Raw genomic sequence first — 22,199 nt, 5'->3', positions numbered from 1 at the left:
CTTCGGCTACCCGTGGACACCGCGTCTGTGTTAGCATGCGCCTGGAAAGACGAGCAGGAGAGATGTGTTGAAAATCGGCAATGGCTCGCTACCCCCTTCCGACGAATTAGCCGCCACACGTTCGGCCATCTTCCCCGGCGAGAGCGAGGCCTATGCCTCTGCGAGACAAACATTGTTGGCGGAGGAAATCGACCTGCGTCGCCAGCTCGCCCGGGTCGCCGAGCACCGCCGTTCCTTGCCCCCAGGCCCGATCATCGAGAAGTCTTACCGGTTCATCGACGCTGCCGGGGCCGAGGTCGGCCTTGTCGATCTTTTCGGCGAGCACAACACGCTGGTCACGTATTTCTGGATGTACGGCCCGGAGCGCGCGCGCCCTTGCCCGATGTGCACCAACTTGCTTGGTCCACTCGATGGCAATGCTGCCGACATCAAGCAGCGAGCGGCTCTCAAGGTTTTCGGTCGCTCCTCAGTCGAGCGGCAGGTAGCCTTTGCCCACGAGCGCGGTTGGACTGAACTCGATTTCGTGCAGACGGTCGGGGACGACTATGCCCGCGACATCGGCGCGCTGACTCCCGAGGGCGACGAGTATCCCGCATTGGTCGTTTACCGGCGCGAACGCGCACAGGTCAGGCTCTTCTGGGCTGGGGAGATGAGCGGAACAATGGCCGACCCCGGGCAGGACCCGCGCGGCGCGCCGGATCTCGCGCCCTTGTGGAATGTGCTGGACCTCACACCAGAAGGACGGGATCCGGATTGGTATCCCAAGCTGAGCTACTGAATGGCGGGCCACTTCCGCATGGGAAAACCTAAGACGATGATCACGGTCTGGGGCGGACAGACTTCGCGCTCAATCCGGGTCGTCTGGGTCTTGGAGGAAATGGGCCTGCCCTACCGCTTGCGGCAGGTGGACATGCTGGCCGCGAAGAGCGATCCGACGTGGCTCGCCGTCAATCCCGGCAATTTCCTGCCCGCGATCCAGGACGGCGACGTCACCATGGTCGAGTCCGTGGCGATTATGGAGTATCTGATGGGCCGCTATGGGCCCACGCCGCTTCAGCCGGGGCCCAACGACCCCTCTTTTCCAACGTACCAGCAGTTCCTCCACATGGGCGAAGCGGGCCTTGCAACTTTGATCATGGTGCCGCTGGTGAGCGGCTTCATCGCGCCCGAGACGGAACGGGACAACTGGGGTGCCCGCTGGGCGCGCGAGTGCGTCGAACGACGGCTGCTGCTCGTCAGGCGGCAGCTCGCAGGAGCACCCTACATGGCCGGCGATAGGTTCACCGCCGCTGACATCTCCGTAACCTACGCACTGAAACTCGGCGCAAACCGCGCTGGGTTCGCCCTCGGCGACGCAGAACAGGCTTACCTTGCCCGCACCACGAACCGCGAAGCGTACAAGCGCGCCTTCAACCGCTCGCATGAAGGCATGGCAGCGTAGGCTGGCTAGGATGGTCGCTAACCAGTGGCTCAAGCTGCCACGGGTGCTAGCTGAATGTACGACCGAAGTTGGGAAGCGCTCAGATCTCATTGAACGACCGGCTTTGGGTCGTACCTCCGGCACGTCGCCAACACGAGGCTGCGACGCCGTTGTCCTTTCGCCAACAGTCATTAAGATTGTTTGCCATGCCACTTCCCGTCTTGCCCCAAACCAGCACACTCGGCAGCTTAGACCCACACACGCTAGTCTTGGAACTTCCGACGACCAGCAAGGCGGGTCTGGAAATCTCGCTTGCTGGGCGTGACGACGGAGGCGTCGCCCGGATACATGCACACGAGCTTAGACATTTTGACGATCTAGTCGGGACCGTCTGGGGACAGGACTATCTCGACCTACTCTTCCGCGCCTACGACGCAATGCTGCACCGCCCCACCGCAGAACTCGCATACCCTCAACTCCTGCGGCTCTTCGACGCCGACCGATCGATCCTTTTTCCGAGCTACTACAAGTACGTGATGCAGGGTGCCCCCGCGGGCAGCGCCGGCGACCGCTGGAGGATGTCATTCAGCACGGGCACACGGATTCGCCCGGACGGAGTTGCCGACGAGACGGACCCAATCTTGTTCGTGCGTTTCGACAAGGGGAACGTCCACGTCGCCCGTCAGCCGCTCACGGTCGGGTCGCTGCTGGAATTGCGCGCAATCGGCTGCGAGATGGGCCCGCTGGCGCGCAGCTTAGCGCGCCTGCCGGCTGCGGAGGCGGTCGTAGAGGAGCGCCTGCGGTCACGCGAACTGCTGTCGGCGATCTATGATCCAGAATTGACCACCTACTCAGTAGGTGCCCACGTGGCAGCCAGGGCGCTCGGGCAGGAGGATCTCGCCGCGATGCTCGACGCGGGCTTCAAGGTGGCCAGCCTCGCTCTCACCCTCACCGGGACCTCCTTCAGCCGACTGCGACCGGCGGACGGCTTTGTGCGCGAGATGGGGCGGCAGAGGCAGCGCGCCTTTGGCGTGCGCCGTGATCGCGGATACGCCTACGCGACGCTGCTCTTCCACATGCGCGGCCTCGCGACGGACTTCGTTGGGGAACATGCTATCGCCGCCACCCTGGCGCGGGCCGGTCTGCGCCCGATTGAAGAACTCTATGCGGCCGCAAGAAGGCACTTCGAAGCTAAGCGGAAGCCCGAACTGATTGATGTCCGGCTACGAGAGACAAGAGAGCGGCTCGCCGAAGTCGGCTTGGCGAAGCTCGGCAGACCCGATTTCGACCGGATGGCCATAACCACCCCGGCGTCGTCGATGCCGGGACCGCTGGTTATGACCGGAGAGGATCTTGCCGAGTTCCATGTCGGCGAGCCCGCGCTGGATGCTGCCCAAACGGCGTTCCTAGTTGATTGCTATTCGCAGTTGAGAACGGAGACCCGGCAGGCGTTACGAGCTGGAAGGGGCATGGATTTCGGCGGTTCCGACTTTGTCTACTAACAAGCGCGTGAAGGGCGTCCTGTGCACGGAACCGCTGCGCCGGCTAGGCGCAAGGGAAGCGCATGACCTACCTGTCGTTTGTGGGAAACTGAATGGCCCGCGCCGATAACTATCGTAATCCGCTTTGTGTAGATACACACTACCAAGATGAACGAACGGCCGGAGTTGGGGAGCGGCAGACCGGCCTCGAATGTCCGGGTCTGGGTCCTTCGCGCCCTCAACAGGTAATGAACGAAGGTCCGCTTCCCGCATACCGCCACTCCAAAGCGGCCGGTCGAAAATCGGCTTCCAAACAGCCGTTCGCTTCCGAAGGACGAGGAGATCCAATGTGGGTCAGCTTCCAGTTTTGGGGCGCGTCCATGAGTGACGATCTCTTCCATCGGGATCTACCGTGGATTAGCCACGCGCGACCGTCGATCGCGTACTACGAGTCATGTAAGTCGGGTATTATTGTATGCTGATTTCCGACTACGACTGGGTGAATCTCAACGGACCATCCCACTTTTGCCTGCCCGGTTTAATCAGAACGAGATTAGACGATAAACCGCGTGTCGTATGTGGTTCTAGGCCGAGAGGGGTAGCGCCGGGCGAGAAGCGTTGGGGTCGTAGGGTGCCACGCCCCCGCCTGCGCGCTTGATGCGGATCAGCGCTTTGTCGGCTCGCACGATGAGCTCGTCGAGATCGTGACCGTGCTGCGGATGAACGGCGTAACCTACGCTGGTGCTGATCGAGATTGGGTGCCCGAGAATCGAATAGGGCTCGGCGACCGCGCGGGCGATGCGGCGCGCAAGCAGGTCGGCCTCGCCCGGGTGCTGAGCTCCCGCCTGTAGAACAACGAACTCGTCTCCACCGACGCGGGCCGCCACATCGCCCCCGCGCAATATGCAGCGCAGCCGGTCGGATACCGCTTTAAGCAGCGCGTCGCCCACGGGATGGCCATAGGTATCGTTGACTGCCTTGAACCGGTCGAGATCAAGGCAATGTATTACCAGCAGCCCATCACGTCCGGTGCGGTCGAAAGCTAGTTCGTACGCTTCGCGCAGCGACAGACGGTTTTTGAGCCCCGTCAGCGCATCGACACGCGCGAGCGTCGCGAAAGCTGCGCGCGCGGTAATCTCCATGGTGGCCGAGCGGTAGTTGCGCATCATGCTGTGAATGCCGCCGGCGAGAAACAGGAGCAGCAGCGCGCCGGTTGCGAAGTAAGTCGGGTCGGGAGTGGCCAGTGCTATCGCGCCAGTCGGGATCACCGCCACTGAGATGCTTGGCAGGGCGATCCATGGGCGTAGGTAGATACCTGCGGCGACGCCCGCGGCATAGCCGAAGACCAGCCCGATCACGAGCATGTGCGATTCGGGGGTTGCGACTTGAAACGCGCGCGCGCTGAAGGCCCCGAAAGCGGTAGCGAATGCCAGGTACGGGATTGCGAATAGCCGCTCGACGTGACGTGCGACGGAGAGATTGAATGCCGGGCCGCCCGCAGTCGTGCGATGGCGGAGCAACACCGCAAGCCGTGCAACGACAGAAACGGCGCCGGCCGCGATCAGCAGCGTGAGGAGTAGGTCCGAGGTTTCGAACGCCACAAGGGTGCCGACGCCTACGAAGGCCACCGCCATGATAACGCTTGGCGTGAGCGTCGCATAGAGCGAGCGCACGGCCACGATATAGGTGCCTTCTGACAGCGGTTTCGAGCGATCGAACATTTAAGGCCTCTTCTTCAGGGCCTAGCCGGGTGCCGTTAACAAGTGATGCGGGTTCAAGCCCGTAGATTGCCGGCGCGAAGAAGCGGGCGATTCTCACGCTATGTTGCGCAAAACCATATCAGTCGTGACAGGCCACTGGATCCCGAAACTCGACCCATGTCGAGAAAGTAGCCCGCCATGCGACAGCCTCTAACCGGGATACTCTGGGTGCGTCCGAAATACGGTAAGCAGCCAAATGAGCACCGTGTTCACGTGGCGGCGCGACGGCGATGCCGCTGACATCAAGCAGCGAGTGGCTCTGAATGTACGACCAAAGTGGGGAAGCGCTCAGATCTCACTAAACGACCGGCTTTGGGTCAGTACCGCCGTTCGATCGATGGGCGCCAGCGCGGTTACGGAGCCTTGATAGTGTAGCCGCGTCTGATTCGACGCGGCATGGGATTTCGGCGATAGGGCGCGCGATGACGATAATTGAAACCTATCTAGCGAACGCCGCAGCTCAACGCGCGGCAGCCGAAAAGACGACCCTGCCTAATCGCCGGGAAATGCATGAGCGCTCCGCGGTCACGTGGGAAACCATGGCGCGCGCCGCGGCAGACACACAGGGCTTGGCGGCAGTCAATCTCGCGGCAAAGACGGGTGCCGGCGCCTGAGAATAAACTGACCATCGCATCCGGGAGCTGACGAAGCTCGCGGCCTACAAAGCCACCCAACCGCCCACGCTGCCTGCACGTTAAAGCGATAGTCGGCCCCACCCAAGTCGGTGCTGGAGGGAGCTTCAAGCGAACTGTCTTCGCTCCAGAGCAGAATTCCGGGGCATCCTTTGGGGCAGGCGGGACCGCACGGGTTGGAGAGTGCATGAGCGAGACCGACACCGACAGACCGGCCCCACCGCGGTTTCCGCTTCACCTTAAGATGCTCGTGGGTTTTGCCATCGTCCATGAACCACCGCTAATCGGCGCAAAGCGGTCACTGATCACGCGCGCTGGGCGATAGGACAAGAGCCGCCTGCTTGGCCCATGCAGCCGGGATGGCGTTCGGGGACGTAAGCAGTCGGCGATCAACGCTGGCTTGCTGCTCCCCGCGAAGGATCGCGTCGACGATCGACGGAGACAGAAACGCCAGCCGCACAACCCGCGAGATGTAGGAGGTGCAAAGCCCCTCACGCTTTGCCAACGAGGTGACGTCGATGCCCCCGGTTCGCAGCTCCTCCCACCAGCGACGTGCTTGAAGGATCGGCTTTATCAACGAAGCGGCAGGCTTCTTGGAGACCCTGGCCCCATCATTATGGATGAGCCGCATCACGTGCCCCGACCGGGTGAGGCGCACATCGGCAGTAATAGTGAAGCTGGGGGACGCGTGCTGCTCGTGCGGCATGTTAAGCGCTGCGGTCACAGCCGCGCTGTCGCATTCGATTTCGATACGGCGATCGTAGATGCGGACATGGCTGACGAGATCCCGAACCTGCTTCCGGCTGCGGGAGCGCAACCCAGGCGATATCTGCCGGCTTCGCTCGTAGAATCCGCCAAGCTGTGATGGGTGAACGGCGAGGGAAGCGGCTGCGGCGAGGCAGAGCGGGTCATCGAACAGCTGTGCCAACCGTTCGGCCACCGCCGTCTCAATCTCCGTTGCGGGTATCCGCAGTCCGTAAGTGGCCTCGGCCCGCTGGAGGGAGCGGCTGACATAATAGCGGTAGCGGGTCTGCCCCTTGGAGGCGTGCACCGCAATCAGGCGCTCGCCATCGGCGTCGCTGATCTTGCCTGCGAATAGGCTGACATTCTCAGCCCGCTGGCCTTGACGGGCGCCCTGGACGTTGTCCGCGAGCCGTTCCTGAACCTTGTCCCAGACTTCGCGATCGATGATCCCGTCGTGAAGCCCCGGAAAGACGTGCTCGCGGTGAGCTATTTCGCCCACATAGGTTCGGCACTTGAGCAGCATATAGAGCTGACCGCGGGAGAAGGGGTGGCCGCCGATCGCTTTGCCCGATGCGGTCATGCGTTCAGGGGCAATGACGCCATCTCGCTCCAGCTGCTCGGCGAGCTGCCGCACGTTGCCGAGTACCAGATAGCGCGCGTAGATCTCCCGGACGACCGCGGCATGTTCGTCGACGATGGTCAGGGTACGTCCATTGGCCTTGTAGCCAAGCGGCGGGATGCCACCCATCCACATGCCCTTGGCCTTTGACGCCGCGATCTTGTCGCGGATCCGCTCGGCGGTCACCTCGCGCTCGAACTGCGCGAAGGAGAGCAGCATGTTGAGCGTGAGACGCCCCATGCTGGTGGTGGTGTTGAACGACTGCGTAACCGACACGAACGAGGTGCCTGCCTTGTCAAACGCCTCGACCAGCTTGGAGAAGTCGATCAGCGAGCGGGTGAGGCGATCGACCTTGTAGACGACGATGATATCCACTCGGCCAGCTGCTACTTCGAGCAGCAGGCGCTGCAGGGCGGGGCGCTCAAGCGACCCGCCCGACAGACCACCGTCATCATAGACCTCGGGGAGGGCGGTCCAGCCCTCGCTGGCCTGGCTGAGAATATAGGCAGCGCAGGCCTCGCGCTGCGCGTCGAGCGAGTTGAACGCCTGCTCGAGGCCCTCCTCGCTGGATTTGCGAGTATAGATCGCACAGCGGACCGTCTTCATGCCGCGGCCCTCCGCTTGAGGCCGAAGAAGGCGGGACCCGACCAGCGCGTGCCGGTGATCGCGCGCGCGACCTCGCTCAAGGAACGCCACTCCCGCTCGTTCCAGCGGATCGCATTATCCTCGCCGATAAGGACCACATGCGTGGTGCCGTTCCATTCCCGCACCAGTCGCGTCCCAGGCAGGGCAGGGGTGGTGCGCGTCTTTGCCGCCGCCAGCTGCTTCAGCCGCTGCTGCGTGGCGCGAGAGAGCCCGCCATAAGCCCGCGCCTGGATCTCGTAGGCGAGCGCGAGGCGGAGCAGGGCAGGGCTAATCCGCGGCACCTGCTCTCCGGTGAGCTTAGTCCACTGCTCGCGCAGGGTCGCTGGCGACGCCGCTTCGAGCGTCGCCAGTTGGTGCTCCACATTCGCCATGTCAGGCGACCGTGATGCGGTAGCAGGTGGTGTCGCCGCGCTTGGAGCGCTCGATGATGTGGCCCTTCTTGCGAAGTCCGGTGAGCGCCGCTCGCGTGGTGTGCGGAAGCCAATCGGTCGCCGCTATCAACTCGGCAAGCGTCGCGCCATCGCCTCGCTGGAGGAGAGCGATGACGCTGGCTGATTTAGTGGCGCGCTCCGGAGTCGGGGAAGCTGGAGAGGGCAGAGCACCAGCCTGCTCACCTTTGTCGACGCCATCGTCGATCGCCTTCTCGCCTGCCGCCGTGATGAACACGCCGAAGCATAGGTCGCCATCAATGCGGCGGACAAGTTGGTTATCGCTGGTCGCACGTTCCTCGACCAACCCCCGCTTGATCAGTGCATCGATCGCCTTGGATGCTGGCGGGCCGGCATCGAGCAAGGTCGCGGGCAGGGGGAACAGGCTCTTGCTGTCGCGCGCCGCGGCGGCGGAAAGCAGGATCAAATGGGTGTCGCTGAGCTTAGGCATGGTGGTCTCCTCATCGGATGAGCGGCACTGTGCCACCCCACCACCTGCAGCCCCGTCAGTCGCGCTGGCGGGGCACTCGCAGCCGCCTCGAGGACTGCGATTCAACGTCCACAGCATTTGCTCGGGTGCGCAGCGAAGTCGAATGGTTTGTGGTCAGTTGGGGAGATCCCATGTCTCCACGGTTGGCCAACCGCTGCCATCACCCCGAACATGGCGCCACCTGTGGCGTTTCCGGGAACATTGCCCTTCTGTTTGCTATTCGATTAGGCGACGCGAATTAGGCCGACGGATATCGCCCGAGCTCCTTCCGCGAAACGACGCGCGAATGTACCTCGTCCGGTCCATCCACCAAGCGCATTGTACGAATCTTGGCATAGGAGGCCGCGAGACCGAAGTCCGCGGCCACGCCGGCGCCGCCATGCGCCTGGATCGCATCATCGATCACTTCGAGCGCGGCGCGAGGTACGGCCAGCTTGATCATCGATATGTCGTGCCGCACGTCCTTAGCGTCGTGGCGGTCGAGCAGGTCCGCGCAGCGCAGCGTGAGCAGCCGCGTCATCTCTATCTCGGTGCGGGCCCAGGCGATGCGCTCCTCCCAGATCGATTGCTGGTCGAGCCGCTTGCCGAATGCTGTGCGCGATTTGAGCCGCTTGCACATCGCCTCCAGCGCCGCCTCAGCCGCACCGATCGTGCGCATGCAGTGATGGATGCGGCCGGGGCCCAGGCGCCCCTGCGCGATCTCGAACCCGCGGCCTTCACCCAAGATCAGATTCTCCGCCGGCACGCGTACATTTTCGAGCAGGACCTCGCCATGCCCGTGCGGCGCGTCGTCATAGCCGAACACCGTAAGCATCCGCCCGATCGTCACGCCGGGCGTATCGCGCGGTACGATGACCTGGCTCTGCTGGGCGTGCGGCGCCGCTTCGGGATCGCTCTTGCCCATCACGATCAGCATTTCGCACGCCGGATCGCCGACACCGCTCGACCACCATTTCCGCCCATTGATCACATAATGATCGCCGTCGCGCAGGATGCTCGTCTCGATATTGGTCGCATCGGAGCTCGCCACCGCGGGCTCGGTCATCAGAAAGGCGGAGCGGATCCGCCCCTCCATCAGCGGAGTCAGCCAGCGCGCCTGCTGCTCGGTCGAGCCATAGCGCAGCATCAGCTCCATATTGCCGGTGTCGGGCGGCGAGCAGTTGAACACGCGCGAGGCAAACTCGACGCGGCCCATCAGCTCGGCGACTGGCGCATATTCGAGATTGCTGAGGCCCGGCGTCTCGAAGGCGAAGCCGTTGGCCGCGTGGGCCAAGGCGGCGGGGGGCATGAACAAATTCCATAACCCCGCCTCCTTCGCCCGCGCCTGAAGCTCGGCGATCAGCGGCGCCTGGCGCCAGCGGGTCTCGGGCGTGCTGCCCTGTTGCTCGTGATAGAGTGGAATAGCGGGATGGACCCATTCGTCCATGAACGCCGAGACGCGTTCGATCCAGTGAAGCTGGCGATCGGAATAGCGGAAATCCATTTGGGAAGCCCTTAATAGAAGCGCGTGTTGAGGGGGTCGGGCCAGATGTCGGGCAAGCCGTCGGACACCTTCTCCGCGAAGTTCGGATTTCGTTTTTCGAGGAACGCCTGGACGCCCTCGCGCGTGTCGGGAGCGCCGCCGCGGGCACGCATCGCGCGGCTGTCGACGCGGTGGGCTTCCATCGGGTGCGATGCGCCGAGCATCCGCCACATCATCTGCCGCGTGACCGAAACGGCGACGGGGGACCCGGCATGCGCCAGCTCGTGCGCCAGCGCCATCGCGGCGGGCAGCAGATCCTCGGGCGCGTGGAGCGAGCGGACCAGTCCTGCCTCCACCGCTTCCTCCGCAGACACCATCCGCCCCGCCAGCGTCCATTCGAGCGCACGCGAGATGCCGACCAGCCGCGGCAGGAACCAGGACGATGCCGCCTCGGGCACGATCCCCCGCCGCGTGAAGACGAAGCCGAACTTCGCAGTGGTGCTGGCCAGCCGGAGATCGGCCGGCAGCAGCATCGTCGCGCCGATGCCGACCGCCGGACCGTTGATCGCGGCGACCACCGGCTTGAGGCTGTCGAAGATTCGCAGCGCCGCCACGCCGCCGCCGTCGCGGCTCAGATCGCCATAGCGCAGCGCCGCCCGCGCGGGATCCTCCGCCAGCCGCTCGAACGCGGCATTGCCGCTCGAGATATCGGCTCCCGCGCAGTAGGCCCGCCCGGCGCCGGTCAGGACGACGCAGCCGACATCATCGTCGGTGTCGCTCGCATCGAATGCGGCCACCAGTTCGCCCATCATCTTGGTGTTGTACGCGTTGAGCTTGTCCGGCCGATCGAGCGTGATCACCGCCACGCGATCCGCCACATCGTATCGCAATGTCTCGTACATGGCCTCTCCTGACCTTGCCGCGCACCGGCAAATTGCATGCAATCATGGGATGGCGATGCGGAAACGGCTTGTCTAGCGCGAAATTTGTATGCACGCTTAGCCAAATCGTTAGGAGAGCAGAATGAGCGAGTTGGTCCGGATCGAGCAGGAAGGCGCGATCGCCACGGTTACGCTCAACCAGCCCGAGAAGCGCAATCCGATCTCCGGGCTCGACATGATCGACGCGCTGGAGGCGGCGATGCGCACGCTGGATGGCGATCTCGGCGTGCGCGTGGTGATCCTCACCGGCGCAGGCTCGGCCTTCTCGACGGGTGGCGACTTGAAGGCGATGATCGCACCCAAATCGAGCCTCCGCGATCCGCTCCCGGCGCAAACCCGGCGCAACTACAAGGTCGGCATTCAGCGCTTGCCCCTGTTGTTCGAATCCCTCGAAGTGCCGGTGATCGCCGCGATAAACGGCCCCGCGATCGGCGCCGGCTGCGACCTCGCTTGCATGTGCGACGTGCGGATCGCGGGCGAGAGCGCCAAGTTCGCCGAGAGCTTCGTCAAGCTCGGGATCGTCCCGGGTGACGGTGGCGCCTGGCTGCTGCCGCGGATCATCGGCTTCGCCAAGGCGAGCGAATTGGCGCTGACCGGCGACATGCTCGATGCCCAGCAAGCGCTGGCATGCGGGCTGGTCTCGCGCGTCGTGCCCGACGATCAATTGATGGACGAGGCCCGCATCGTCGCCAACAAAATCGCCGCCAATCCCCCGCACGCCGTGCGCATGACCAAGAAGCTGCTCCGCGAAGGCTATCGCGCCACACTCGCCAATATCCTGGAGCTTTCCGCGGCGATGCAGGCGCTCGGCCATGCCACCGCCGACCATGACGAAGCGGTGAGCGCGTTTCTCGAAAAACGGGCGCCGCAATTCTCGGGGAGCTGAGATGCTGGAAATCAGAACCTCCACCTGCCGGATGTGCATGGCCTATTGCCCGATCGACGTGACGCTCGACGACGGGCGCGTCGTGGCGGTCGGGGGCAATCGCCGGGCGCCGCTCTATGGCGGCTTCATCTGCCCCAAGGGCCGCACGCTGCCGCAGCTTCACGCTCAGCCCGGCCGGCTGATGCATAGCCTGAAGCGGATGCCCGACGGCAGTTACCAGCCGATCGCGACCGAAGTGGCGATCGAGGAGATCGCGGAGCGGCTCCGCGTGATCATTGCCGAGGATGGCCCGCGCGCGGTCTCCGCGTTCATCGGCTCGGCGGGCAATGAGCAGCACGCCAGCGCGCCGATGATGGCCGCGTTCATGCGGGCGATCGGTTCGCCGATGGTCTTCTCGATTGCCACGCTTGACCAGCCCGGGCTGATGATCGCAGATGCGCTTCACGGCACCTGGGAGGGCGGCCGGATGCGGCCCGAGACGCTCGATGCGTTCCTGCTGATCGGCGGCAATCCGATCGTCTCGAAGCAATATTTCGGGCAGAATCCGGGGCAGCGGCTGAAGGAATTGCAGCGGCAGGGCATGCAGCTGATCGTGATCGATCCGCGCACCACCGAGACCGCGCGCCGCGCGGCGATTCATTTGAAGGCGATCCCGGGCGAGGACGCGACGATCCTTGCTGGCCTGATCCACTTGCTGATCGTGCGAGGCGGGGTCGATAGCGCGTTCGTCGAGGCGGATGTCAGCGGCCTCCAGGCGCTTGCCGACGCTGTGAGCGCGTTCACCCCCGACTATGTCGCCGCGCGCGCCGGAGTAGGGGAGGCGGACCTGGTGGCCGCCGCCGATATTCTCGCCCGCGCCAGGACCGGCGACACCGGCCCCGGCACCGGCATGTCCTTCGCGTCGCGAGGTTCGCTCACCAGCTATCTCGTGCTCTGCCTGCAGACGATCCGCGGCTTCTGGGCGCGCGAGGGGCAGGAATATGTGAACCCGCCCGTGCTCGGCCCGCCCATCGCTGTCCGCGCCCAGGCCATTGCACCGCGTCCGGCGATGGGTGGCGAGAATATGCGGGTGCGCGGGCTCCAGCAGTCGGTCGCGGGCCTGCCCGGCGGCGCCTTTGCCGAAGAGATATTGACGCCGGGCAAGGGGCGGGTGCGCGCCAGCTTCCTGCTGATCAGCGGCGGGCTCAATCTGCCGCAACAGGCGCTGAGCCAGGAGGCGCTTGAGAGCCTCGACCTGCTGGTGACGCACGACGTGGAATCCTCGCCCACCGCGCGGCTGGCGCATTATGTGATTGCGACCAAGCTCCAGCTCGAGCTGCCGATCATGACCTTCCAGCCCGAAATGGCGCGCAAGGTGCACCATGGCTATGGCTGGGCGGTGCCCTATGGCGCGTACCGCCCAGCCGTGATCGATCCGCCCGCGGGCGCCGATGTGATCGACGTATGGCGGCTATATTATCGCCTGGGGCAGCGGTTTGGCCTGCCGCTCTCGCTCGCGGCGTTGCGCTCGGCCGACACCGTCCCGCTCGACATGGAGCGGGAGCCGACCACCGAGCAAGTGTTCGAGGCACTGTGCACCAATTCCGCCGTGCCGCTCTCCGAAGTGGCGAAGCATCCCGACGGTCATGTGTTCGACGAGGCGCGCGTCTTTGTCGGTGCCAAGGACCGGGCCTGCACCGTGCGGCTGCGGCTCGACGATCCCGATATGCTCGCCGAACTCGCGGAAGTGCGCGCCGAAGACCCGGTGCGGCGCCGTGGGACGGACGCGGACTATCCCTTCCAGTTGGTCGCGCGCCGTGTCCAGAACAGCACCAATGCCTTCATCCGCGTCCATCCCCCGCTGCCGGGCGTCGAGACCAACCCGGCCTATATGCACCCGGAGGACATGGCGGAGGTCGGCGCGGTGGCCGGCGAACTGGTCGAGCTGCGCTCGCGCTGGGGCAGGATCGAGGTGGTGGCCGAGGTCGAGCCCAGCTTGCGCCGCGGCGTCGTGGCACTCACCCACGGCTTCGGCCGCAACCTTGGCGAGCCGGACGATCCGCGCAAGCATGGCGCCAACGTCAATCGGTTGACGCATGTCGAGGACGGCGTGGATCACTGGACCGGCATGCCGCGCCTCGGCGCGATCGCGATTGCGGTGACAGCGCGCCCGGGGCGCTAGCCGAGCGCTACTACGCCGTCTCCCGCGAGCACGCCGATCTCGGCGTCGCTCAGGCGGAGAAGCTGCGACAGCATTTCGCCGGTATGCTCGCCCAGCCGCGGTGCGCGCAACGGTGCCCCGCGTTCCTGCGACGGTAGCGTGACGAACGGCCCCGGCGCGGGATAGTCCAGCCCGCTGGGATTGTCGGTGCGCCCGAAGATCGGGTTATTACCCACCAGCACCGGATCACTGGCCGCCTCGGTCATCGTCGCATAGCCGCCATAGCAGCAGCCCTTAGCCTCCAGCGCGGACTCTAGGGCGGCACGATCCCAGCCGCGGACGCGCGCCTCGACCAGCTGGAACAGCGCATCGCGATGGTCGTAGCGCAGGCCCTCGTCGGTCGCGAAGGAGACGCCGCGATCGCGCTCGATCGCGTCGATTTCCGCGCCGATGCCGAGCACTTCGACCATGCCCGTCCACTGCCGCGGCGTGATCGCCATCAGCATCAGCCGCTGCCCGTCACGTGTCACGAAATCGCGGCCGAACGCGCCGTAGACGGTGTTGCCGAGCCGGGGGCGGTCGTGCCCCTCTTGCACCGTCTCAGCGAGCATGCCGAGATTGGCGACGGTGCCGATCGCTACATCGGCGAGCGGAATGCGCACCTCCTGGCCCTGGCCGGTCACCACTCGGTGCTGGATCGCTGCGAGCATCGCAAAGGCGGCATAGGCACCGCTGAGCAAGTCCCAAGCCGGCAGCACATGATTGACCGGCGCATCGCCCAGCTCGGCGGGCCCCGTCATGCCGGGAATGCCCACCGCTGAATTGACAGTATAATCGAGCGCAGGACCGCCATTGGCCTGGCCCATCACGCGGATCGTCACCAGCTTCGGGTTGATCGCCGCCAGCTTTTCGTGCGCCAGGAAGCCTTCGATCGGGAAGTTGGTGATGAACTGCCCGGTCGATGCCGCCAGCCGCTGCATCAGCGCGCGCCCCTCCGGCCGCGACAGATCGATCGCCACCGACTTCTTCGCCCGGTTCAAATTCTCCCAATAGAGGCTGAACCCACTCGGGCCCCGCGGCCAGCGGCGGAAGTCGGGTCCCCCGCCCGATTGGTCGATGCGGATCACTTCCGCCCCCATCTGCGCAAGATAGAGCCCGGCGGTGGGGGAGGCGACGAAGGACGATGCCTCGATCACGCGCAGCCCGGAAAGCAGCTGGTACATCAGGCCGCCGCCGCTTCGCGGAGTAGCCGCTTGGCGATCACGAGCTGGAGCACCTGAGTCGTCCCTTCATAGATGCGATAGACGCGCGAATCGCGGAAGAAGCGTTCGGCATCATATGCCCTGAGATATCCCGCCCCGCCGTGAATCTGGACGCAGCGATCGGCGATACGCCCACAGGCTTCGGATGCGAACATCTTGGCGCTCGCCGCCTTGACCGTCACTTGCTCGCCCGCATCGATCCGCCGGCACGCATCGGCGATCATGCATTCGGACGCATAGATCTCCGCCTCGCTGTCGGCGATCATCGCCTGGATCAGCTGGAAGTTTGCAATCGCTTCGCCGAACGCTTTTCGGGACAATGCATAGGCAATCGCGGTGTCGAGGATCCGCTGCGCATATCCCGCACTGGTCGCCGCGATCGACAGCCGGCCATTGTCGAGGCTCTGCATTGCCGCGGCGAAGCCCTTGCCCTCCTCACTCCCCAGTAACGCGCTTGCGGGCACGCGAACTTCGTCCAGCACGAGATCGGCGATCTGCGACCCCGCTTGCCCCATCTTCTCCTCGGGCGGCCCAGCCGTAACCCCCGGCGTGTCCATCGGCACCAGGAACGCACTGATATGCGCGTTGCACGGCAGCGGCTCGACGGAGGTCCGCGCCATCACCAGCGCAAGCTTCGCAAAGGGCGCGTTGGTGATGAACCGCTTGGTCCCGCTCAGCACATAGCCGTCGCCCTCCCGCACCGCCCGCGTCCGTAGCGCCGCCGCGTCCGATCCCGCATCCGGCTCGGTCAGCGCAAAGCAGGCGATGTCCCCCGCCGCCAGCCGCGGCAGCCACTCCGCCCGCTGCGCCTCGGTCCCGTGCCGCACCAGCGCGGCGCAAACGATCCCGACGTTGATCGAAATGATCGATCGAAACGCAGGCAACCCGTAAGCGAGGATCCGCACCGCCTCGACATATTGGCCGACGTTCATTCCCGATCCGCCATATTCGGCGGGCACCGTCAGCCCGAAAAGCCCCATAGCGCGCATCTCGGCCAGGATCGGCTCGGGGATCGCGTCGCCCGCGATCACTTCCCGCTCGGCGGGGATCAGCCGCTCGCGAACGTATCGCCCCAGCTCTTCGACAAATGCCTCGAACGACACCGCATCGATCCCGCCGCGATGGCTGATTTCAGGCATCCTCCAGCCCGACAATTGCGATCGACGACACATTCTGGATCGGCGACCCGCCCAGATTATGGCTCAGCGCGATCGCCGGCGGGTCCTTCCGCTGCCGCTCGCCCGCGCGGCCGAGCAATTGCAGGTAATTCTCATAGATCATCCGCAGCCCCGAAGCCCCGATCGGATGCCCGAAGCATTTGAGGCCGCCGTCGATCTGGCACGGGATCGTCCCATCGGCGTCGAAAAAGCCGTTGCGCACGTCTTTCCAGCCCTGGCCTTCTTCGGAAATGAACAGATCCTCCATCGTCACCAATTCGGTGATCGAGAAACAGTCGTGCACTTCCATCAAGTCGATCTGTTCGCGGGGCCTGGTGATGCCTGCTTCCTCATAGGCCTTGGCCGCCGCCACCCGCGTGGTATGGAAATAGCTGCCGTCCCATCCGCCCGCCTGCTGCAATTCCCAGCCGTTGGAGGAGGAGACCTGCAGTGCCTTGACCGTCACCAGATCGAGCTTGCCCAGCGCCCGAGCAATCTCCGGCGTCGTCACGATCGCGCATGCCGCCCCGTCCGAGACACCGCAGCAATCGTACAGCCCTAGGGGCTCGGCGATCATCGGCGCGTTGAGTACCGTTTCTTCATCGACTGCCTTGCGCAGATGCGCCTTGGGGTTCCTGACGCCATTGGCATGGCTCTTGACCGAGACATGCGCCATCGCGCGCTTCAAATCGTCCTTCGCCACCCCATGCTTGGTGCGATAGGCTGCCGCCAATTGCGCGAAATTCCCCGGAGCGGACCCGGTCACGCCGACCATGTCGAACAGCAATCCGCGGCTGCGCACCGGCAGCCCGCCATAGCCCGTGTCCTTCAATTTCTCGACGCCCATCGCCAGCGCGATATCCGCCGCGCCGCTCGCCACGGCATAGACTGCGCCGCGGAAGCTCTCGGTCCCGCTCGCGCAATAATTCTCCACCTTGGTCACGCCGATATTGGGCAGCCGCAGCGCGATCGAAAGCGGGATGCCCGAGGGCCCGATGTTGATCCCGTCGAACGCCACGCCCAGCCAGGCCGCGTCGATCTGGCTGGTTTCGATGCCTGCGTCGGCAATCGCCTCCTCGAACGCCTCGACCATCAGCGTATCGGCATCGTCGCCCCAGCGCTCGCCGAAGCGCGCGCAGCCCATGCCCAGGATCGCCACCTTGTCCTTGATGCCGCGTGCCATCACTGGCCTCCTTCGCTGGCCGGCGTGGCCTTCCAGAAATATTTGATGAAATCGCGCTGCTCGTCGGCGGCGTTGATGCGGAACACCATTCGCATCGGCCGCCCGACCTCGACGTCGTCGGCGCTCACTTCGGCGAAGATCGCCACCAGCCGCCCGCCGCCCTCGAAATCGATCGTGCCGTAATAGGTCGGCGGGTCGGGCGAGAAGCTGAGGCTGTCCGCAGTGTAGGTGACGATGTGTGCCAGCCGGTCGGCCAGCGGATAATCCTCCTGCGTCCCCATGGCGCGATCGTTTGGATTGACGCTGATGTCGGACTTGGGAAATTGCACCGTGCCCGTCTTGATGCAGCGCCCGCCGACCAGCCCTAGCACGGCCTTGCGGTGGCGATAGAGCGTGCTCCCCGGCTGCTTCTGGTCGAGTTCGGCGCGCATGCCGCGCTCCAGCCCGATCAGCCCGCGGTGAAACAGGAAGCGCTGGTAATTGCTCTCCTCCTGCCGATCGGCCAGATGCCCGCGCACGCCGCGCCGCGCCGGCAATCGCGCCAACGCCTCGGTTGTCTCGAGCACGATCACGTCCACGCCCTGACCGAACCCCGCGAGCAGGATGCGCTGCCCGGGCTCTGCGCGCTCGAGCGCGGTGGCGAGCAACAGCAGCGGATGCGCCGCGCCGGTGTCGCCCACCGTCGCTGTGAGCGAATCGACCACCGCCTCGGCGCGCACGCCCAGCGTCTTGGCGATCCCCGCCGCCACGCCGCGCACGCTCACCGGGATGATCGCATGGTCGATCAAGGCCGCGTCGATCCCGGCCTTTGCCAATGCATCGCGCAGCGCACCGCCGAGCAACTTCGTATAGCCCTCGTCGCGGATCCAGCGGCTTTCCCAGCCATAATCGAAGTCTGCGCCCGAACTGCGGTAATGATCGACCATGTCGACCGTCACGCTATACGTCGCCACCACGCGCGCGATCACGTCGCCTTGGCCAACCAGAATAGCCGCCGCGCCATCGCCCTGCACCATTTCGCCTTCGGAGGCCGGGCGGGCTTTCCGCAGATCCGAGGCCACGCACAGCCGCGTCTGCTTGCCCTCCAGCGCCGCGAGCAACGCACTCGTCCCTGCGCGCAGGCTGCCGGTGGCGTCGGATGCCGGGACGGCGTCGGGCAGGGTGAGCGCCTCTTTCACTACGCCCGCATTCAGCCGGTCGGCGAAAGGCAGGGTGGTGGAGGCCAGGGTCACGCCGCCCGCCGCGGCCCGGTCCAGGCCGGTTAGGCAGTCGCGCGACGCTTCCACGGCCATGGTGATCGCATCCTCGTCCCAATTGGCCACTGCGCGCTCGCCCTTGGCAAGTCCGCTCAATCCCGGGGCGAACCATTTGTTGACGGCATGCACTGCCGCGCGCTGCAGCCTGCGCCGGGGGATATAGGCGCCGAATGCGAGGATCCCGATTTCCGTCATGCCAGCTCCGCATAGCCATGGGTGAGGACGCGCACATCGCGCTCGACCACCCGCGCCTCGAAACGCGCTGCCGCATCGCTTTCGCGCCATATCTGCGTCTCGATCGTCTCGCCAGGATAGACCGGCGCGGAGAAGCGCGCATCCAGCCGCTTCAGTCGCGCGGGATCGTCGCCGGCAAGCAACCGCAGGATCGCCCGCCCGGCCACACCATAGCTGCACAGCCCGTGCAGGATCGGCCGATCGAAGCCGGCGGCGCGCGCCACTTGCGGATCGACATGCAGCGGATTGAGATCGCCCGAGAGCCGATAGAGTTTGGCCTGGTTCGCCGCGGTGGGGATCGACACCACGGCATCGGGAGAGGTATCGGCAGGCGCCGGCTCGGGGCGGGGGATCGCCGCCCCGGCGCTGCCGCAGCCGCCGTCGCCGCGCAGGAATGCCGTGCGCCGATCGGTGGCATAGTGAATGCCGTCCGCGCCGTGGATCGTGCGTGTCACCAGCACCACCGCGCCCTTGTCCGCGCCCTTGTCTTCGACGCCGTCGAAGCGGGTGTGGCCAATGAATTCGCCTCCGCTGGGCAGCGGCCGGTGGAGCATCACGCTCTGCTCGCCGTGCAGGATCCGCTTCCAGTCCGCGCCATATCGAGGGTCTCGCCAGAAGAAGCCCGGATAGGCAAGCGTCACTGCCATCATCGGCAGCGCACGCAATTCCGCCTCATAGACGAAGCGCAACTCCTCCGCGCCGATGCCCAGCGCATAAAGGATGCTGTCCTGAGGCGTGAGGCTATGCCGCGTCTCGATGGGGGCTCGCGCTACCAGGGCGGCGGGATCGATCATCAGACCGGATCCCAGGGGAAGATGTCGGTCGAGCGCTCCATGGCGTGAAAGCTGGAGCGAAATGCCGGAAGCAGATCGCTGGCGATGGTCTCGACCGTCCAGCCCTCGGAGCGGTGTAGCGAACGGATCGGGCGTGGCTTGGAGAAGAGGAAAATCTCGTTCTTGCGCACGGCGAAGACTTCATTGGTCACTTCGGCCGAAGCATCGGAGGCAAGGAACGCTACCAAGGGCGCGATCTTGTCCGCCGTCATCGTCTTCATTCGCTCGACGCGGGCAATCTCTTCGGGCGTGGTCGGTGGGATCGTCGCGATCATCCGGCTCCAGGCGAAGGGGGCGATGCAGTTCGATCGGACGCCCGCGCGCGCCATGTCGAGCGCGATCGATTGGGACAGGCCGACGATGCCCATCTTCGCCGCCGAATAATTCGCCTGGCCGAAATTGCCGATCAGCCCGCTGGTCGAAGTGAAGTGGATGAAGCTCCCCGATCCCTGGTCACGGAAATAGGGCGTCGCGGCCTTGGAGACATTGAACGCGCCGTTCAGATGCACGTCGATCACCGCGCGCCAATCCTCATGGCTCATCTTGTGCCAGATCCGATCGCGCAGGATCCCTGCATTGTTCACCACCGCGTCGATCCGGCCGAACTGCTGCATGGCATCATCGATGATCGACGCCGCCCCAGCGGGATCGGTGACGCTGGCGGTGTTGGCCCAGGCGCGCCCGCCAGCTGTCTGGATGTCCGCCACGGTCTGCGCCGCGGGGCCGGCATCGCCGCCTTCGCCTTCGGACGAGACGCCGGGATCGTTGACCACCACAGCCGCGCCCTCGCGCGCGCAAAGCAGTGCAATCTCGCGCCCGATTCCCCGGCCGGCGCCGGTGACTGCGACTGTGCGCCCTTCGAGCATTGCCATCGTCTCTCCCAACATGATCCAGCGTTTCGTGAAGCCATACGCAAAGGCAGATTGCATGCAAGATGGATTCGTTCTGTGGCGGGTTTTCCAAGAACAGGGCGCACTACAATTGCAGGCATAGCCTTGTCTTGCATGCAGTCTGGCGCAACAATACGCGAAACACCGCTTCCGGAGAGATGTCCATGCCCCAGCCAGCCACCACAAACGCGCGCCGTTTCGAGGGCCGCGTCGCGGTCATCACCGGGGCGGGACGCTCGGGCGGTATCGGCGAAGCGATCGGGCTGCGGCTGGCGCAGGAGGGCGCGAACATCGTCCTCGCCGATCTCTGCCGCGATCGCCCCGATCTGCCGCGCGAGAAGTTCGGCGGGTGGGAGGAACTGCAGCACGTCGCCGAAGGGCTGCGCCAGACCGGCGCGCAGGTGCTTCCGGTAAAGGCCGACGTTACCGACGAGGTGGAAGTCGCCGCACTGATGGCGCAGGCCGAAGCGGCCTTCGGGCGGATCGATTGCCTGTTCAACAATGCCGGCGGCGGCACCGGCGCGGGGCCGGTCGATCAAACCCCGGTCGCCGATCTCGATTACGAGGATTGGGACTATACGCTGCGGATCAGCCTGGATTCGGTGTTCCTCTGTTCGAAGCACGCCGTCCCGCATCTCGTGCGCGCGGGGGCGGGGGCAATCGTCAACACCAGCTCGATCTCGGCGCACCACGGCGTGGCCGGCATCTCGGCCTATGCCGCCGCGAAATACGGCGTGATCGCGCTCACGCGAAACCTGGCGATGGAGCTCGCCCCCCAGAATATCCGCGTGAACGCATTTTCACCTGGCATGACGCTGACGCCCTATGTCCAGCAACGCTACGAGCATCTCGCGCAGCAGGATCGGAGCCATACCGCCCAAGAGCACATGGAGCGCGCGGTCTCCGCCCGCATCCCGCTGCGCCGCCCGGCACGCCCCTCGGAAATGGCGGCGGTGGCCGCATTCCTGGCCAGCGACGATGCGAGCTACGTCACGGGCCAGACTATCCAGGTAGACGGTGGCATGCGAGTCTAGCGCCAGTCCTCGAACGCGGCAGCATTAAGCCGCTGCCCCGCGAATCTCCCCGATCGATCCTCGGCAAGACGTACGATCGCCTCGGCAACCCGCTCCGCTGAGATCGTGGCCGCGCCGGGTGTCGGAGTCACGCCTGCGCGCGCCAGCCCCGGCGTTTCGACGATCGCCCCTGGCGTGATCGTGCTGGCAAAGATCCCCGCCGCCGCAAGCTCCGGCGCGACACCCGCCACCCAACGATCGAGCGCCGCCTTGGACGCGCCATAGAGCGCGAACCCTTGCTGGAACGGATCGACCGCGGACGCGAGCAATCCGCTTCCGGACGTCAGAAAGACCACCGATCCGTTGCTGCACATCGCCCGGGCGGCATGCAATGTCAGCTGCACCGCGGCGCGCAGATTGACGGCCATCACGCGATCGAAATCGCCGATACGGGTGTCCGCCAGGCTGATGCGGGGAAAGAGCGCCGCGCAATGCACGACCGCCGTCAACGAGTCAGCGGATGCAATCAGCGCGGCAAGCGCGTGGTCATCGGTGATGTCCGCGGTCACCGGACTTGCAGCCCCCCCGGCGTCCGCCGCGGCCCGTGCCGCAGCGTCGCCATCGATATCGCAGAGCAGCACGCGCCAGTCGCGTGCAGCAAGCGCGAGCGCAACGGCGCGGCCTATCCCTGCGCCCGCGCCGGTTACGATCGCGCTCCGCAAC

Annotated in this window: 20 protein-coding genes; 7 read left to right on the top strand and 13 right to left on the bottom strand. The window is 65.3% G+C overall.

All coding sequences use genetic code 11. From position 1 onward, the window contains the following. Positions 1 to 67: 67 nt before the first annotated feature. The 3 genes from OKW87_RS05630 (at position 68) to OKW87_RS05620 (ending at position 2,922) form a co-directional block, all read left to right on the top strand. Positions 68 to 778, top strand: a complete 711-nt coding sequence (locus OKW87_RS05630; RefSeq protein ID WP_265542993.1) for a DUF899 family protein — start codon at positions 68 to 70, stop codon at positions 776 to 778. Positions 779 to 814: 36 nt separating this feature from the next. Further along, positions 815 to 1,441, top strand: a complete 627-nt coding sequence (locus OKW87_RS05625) for a glutathione S-transferase family protein (protein WP_265542991.1) — start codon at positions 815 to 817, stop codon at positions 1,439 to 1,441. Between the two features lie 248 nt (positions 1,442 to 1,689). Then, positions 1,690 to 2,922 carry a hypothetical protein gene (locus tag OKW87_RS05620; RefSeq protein ID WP_265542990.1) on the top strand — a complete coding sequence of 411 codons (1,233 nt, stop codon included), beginning with the start codon at positions 1,690 to 1,692 and terminating at the stop codon, positions 2,920 to 2,922. Positions 2,923 to 3,485: 563 nt separating this feature from the next. Here OKW87_RS05620 and OKW87_RS05615 read toward each other — a convergent pair. Then, on the bottom strand, positions 3,486 to 4,622 hold the full coding sequence (locus OKW87_RS05615; protein WP_265542988.1) for a GGDEF domain-containing protein: 1,137 nt from the start codon (positions 4,620 to 4,622) through the stop codon (positions 3,486 to 3,488). A gap of 461 nt (positions 4,623 to 5,083) precedes the next feature. Between OKW87_RS05615 and OKW87_RS05610 the strand changes: the two genes are divergently transcribed. Further along, complete coding sequence (locus OKW87_RS05610) at positions 5,084 to 5,275, top strand: hypothetical protein (protein ID WP_265542987.1); 192 nt, start codon at positions 5,084 to 5,086, stop codon at positions 5,273 to 5,275. 316 nt (positions 5,276 to 5,591) lie between these two features. Here OKW87_RS05610 and OKW87_RS05605 read toward each other — a convergent pair whose 3' ends face one another. The 5 genes from OKW87_RS05605 to OKW87_RS05585 form a co-directional block, all read right to left on the bottom strand. Beyond that, entirely contained in the window at positions 5,592 to 7,262 is a 1,671-nt protein-coding gene (locus OKW87_RS05605; protein WP_265542985.1) for a recombinase family protein, read from the bottom strand. Further along, positions 7,259 to 7,672, bottom strand: a complete 414-nt coding sequence (locus OKW87_RS05600; RefSeq protein WP_265542983.1) for a DUF2924 domain-containing protein — start codon at positions 7,670 to 7,672, stop codon at positions 7,259 to 7,261. The genes OKW87_RS05605 and OKW87_RS05600 overlap by 4 nt, the downstream gene beginning before the upstream one ends. A 1-nt stretch (position 7,673) precedes the next feature. Further along, a complete protein-coding gene (locus OKW87_RS05595) occupies positions 7,674 to 8,180 on the bottom strand; it encodes a DUF3489 domain-containing protein (RefSeq protein WP_265542981.1) in 507 nt (168 codons plus the stop codon). 277 nt (positions 8,181 to 8,457) lie between these two features. After that, the gene (locus OKW87_RS05590) at positions 8,458 to 9,702 is read right to left on the bottom strand and encodes an acyl-CoA dehydrogenase family protein (RefSeq protein ID WP_265542979.1); all 1,245 of its coding nucleotides are present in this window, start codon (positions 9,700 to 9,702) and stop codon (positions 8,458 to 8,460) included. Between the two features lie 11 nt (positions 9,703 to 9,713). Continuing rightward, entirely contained in the window at positions 9,714 to 10,583 is an 870-nt protein-coding gene (locus OKW87_RS05585) for a crotonase/enoyl-CoA hydratase family protein (protein ID WP_265542977.1), read from the bottom strand. A gap of 121 nt (positions 10,584 to 10,704) precedes the next feature. On the opposite strand from OKW87_RS05585, the gene OKW87_RS05580 reads away from it, so the two are divergent. Continuing rightward, positions 10,705 to 11,508 carry a crotonase/enoyl-CoA hydratase family protein gene (locus OKW87_RS05580; protein ID WP_265542975.1) on the top strand — a complete coding sequence of 268 codons (804 nt, stop codon included), beginning with the start codon at positions 10,705 to 10,707 and terminating at the stop codon, positions 11,506 to 11,508. A 1-nt stretch (position 11,509) separates the two neighbouring features. Continuing rightward, positions 11,510 to 13,669, top strand: coding sequence for a molybdopterin-containing oxidoreductase family protein (locus OKW87_RS05575; protein ID WP_265542974.1), 2,160 nt, complete (start codon positions 11,510 to 11,512; stop codon positions 13,667 to 13,669). Here the strand turns inward: OKW87_RS05575 and OKW87_RS05570 are convergent. From OKW87_RS05570 to OKW87_RS05545, 6 genes are read right to left on the bottom strand one after another with little or no spacing between them, the layout of a single operon-like run. Then, entirely contained in the window at positions 13,666 to 14,871 is a 1,206-nt protein-coding gene (locus OKW87_RS05570) for a CoA transferase (RefSeq protein WP_265542971.1), read from the bottom strand. The two genes, OKW87_RS05575 and OKW87_RS05570, sit on opposite strands and share 4 nt — an antisense overlap. Next, on the bottom strand, positions 14,871 to 16,049 hold the full coding sequence (locus OKW87_RS05565; RefSeq protein WP_265542969.1) for an acyl-CoA dehydrogenase family protein: 1,179 nt from the start codon (positions 16,047 to 16,049) through the stop codon (positions 14,871 to 14,873). The genes OKW87_RS05570 and OKW87_RS05565 overlap by 1 nt, the downstream gene beginning before the upstream one ends. After that, entirely contained in the window at positions 16,042 to 17,250 is a 1,209-nt protein-coding gene (locus OKW87_RS05560; protein WP_265542966.1) for an acetyl-CoA acetyltransferase, read from the bottom strand. The genes OKW87_RS05565 and OKW87_RS05560 overlap by 8 nt, the downstream gene beginning before the upstream one ends. After that, positions 17,250 to 18,701 (bottom strand): hydroxymethylglutaryl-CoA synthase family protein, encoded by a 1,452-nt coding sequence (locus OKW87_RS05555; RefSeq protein WP_265542964.1) that lies wholly within the window; start codon positions 18,699 to 18,701, stop codon positions 17,250 to 17,252. Before OKW87_RS05555 ends, OKW87_RS05560 begins: the two co-directional genes overlap by 1 nt. Next, complete coding sequence (locus OKW87_RS05550; RefSeq protein ID WP_265542962.1) at positions 18,698 to 19,534, bottom strand: MaoC family dehydratase; 837 nt, start codon at positions 19,532 to 19,534, stop codon at positions 18,698 to 18,700. The genes OKW87_RS05555 and OKW87_RS05550 overlap by 4 nt, the downstream gene beginning before the upstream one ends. Beyond that, positions 19,534 to 20,445 carry an SDR family NAD(P)-dependent oxidoreductase gene (locus tag OKW87_RS05545; RefSeq protein WP_265542960.1) on the bottom strand — a complete coding sequence of 304 codons (912 nt, stop codon included), beginning with the start codon at positions 20,443 to 20,445 and terminating at the stop codon, positions 19,534 to 19,536. Before OKW87_RS05545 ends, OKW87_RS05550 begins: the two co-directional genes overlap by 1 nt. 182 nt (positions 20,446 to 20,627) lie before the next feature. Between OKW87_RS05545 and OKW87_RS05540 the strand changes: the two genes are divergently transcribed. Then, the gene (locus OKW87_RS05540) at positions 20,628 to 21,497 is read left to right on the top strand and encodes an SDR family NAD(P)-dependent oxidoreductase (RefSeq protein WP_265542958.1); all 870 of its coding nucleotides are present in this window, start codon (positions 20,628 to 20,630) and stop codon (positions 21,495 to 21,497) included. On the opposite strand, the gene OKW87_RS05535 is transcribed toward OKW87_RS05540, so the two are convergent. After that, positions 21,494 to 22,198: an SDR family oxidoreductase gene (locus tag OKW87_RS05535; RefSeq protein WP_265542957.1), complete on the bottom strand. Its 705-nt coding sequence runs from the start codon at positions 22,196 to 22,198 to the stop codon at positions 21,494 to 21,496. The genes OKW87_RS05540 and OKW87_RS05535 overlap by 4 nt on opposite strands. Between the last annotated feature and the right edge of the window lies 1 nt (position 22,199).

The sequence above is a fragment of the Sphingomonas sp. M1-B02 genome (assembly GCF_026167525.1).
GTDB lineage: Bacteria > Pseudomonadota > Alphaproteobacteria > Sphingomonadales > Sphingomonadaceae > Sphingomonas.
This window is presented reverse-complemented; position numbering and strand designations above follow the sequence as displayed.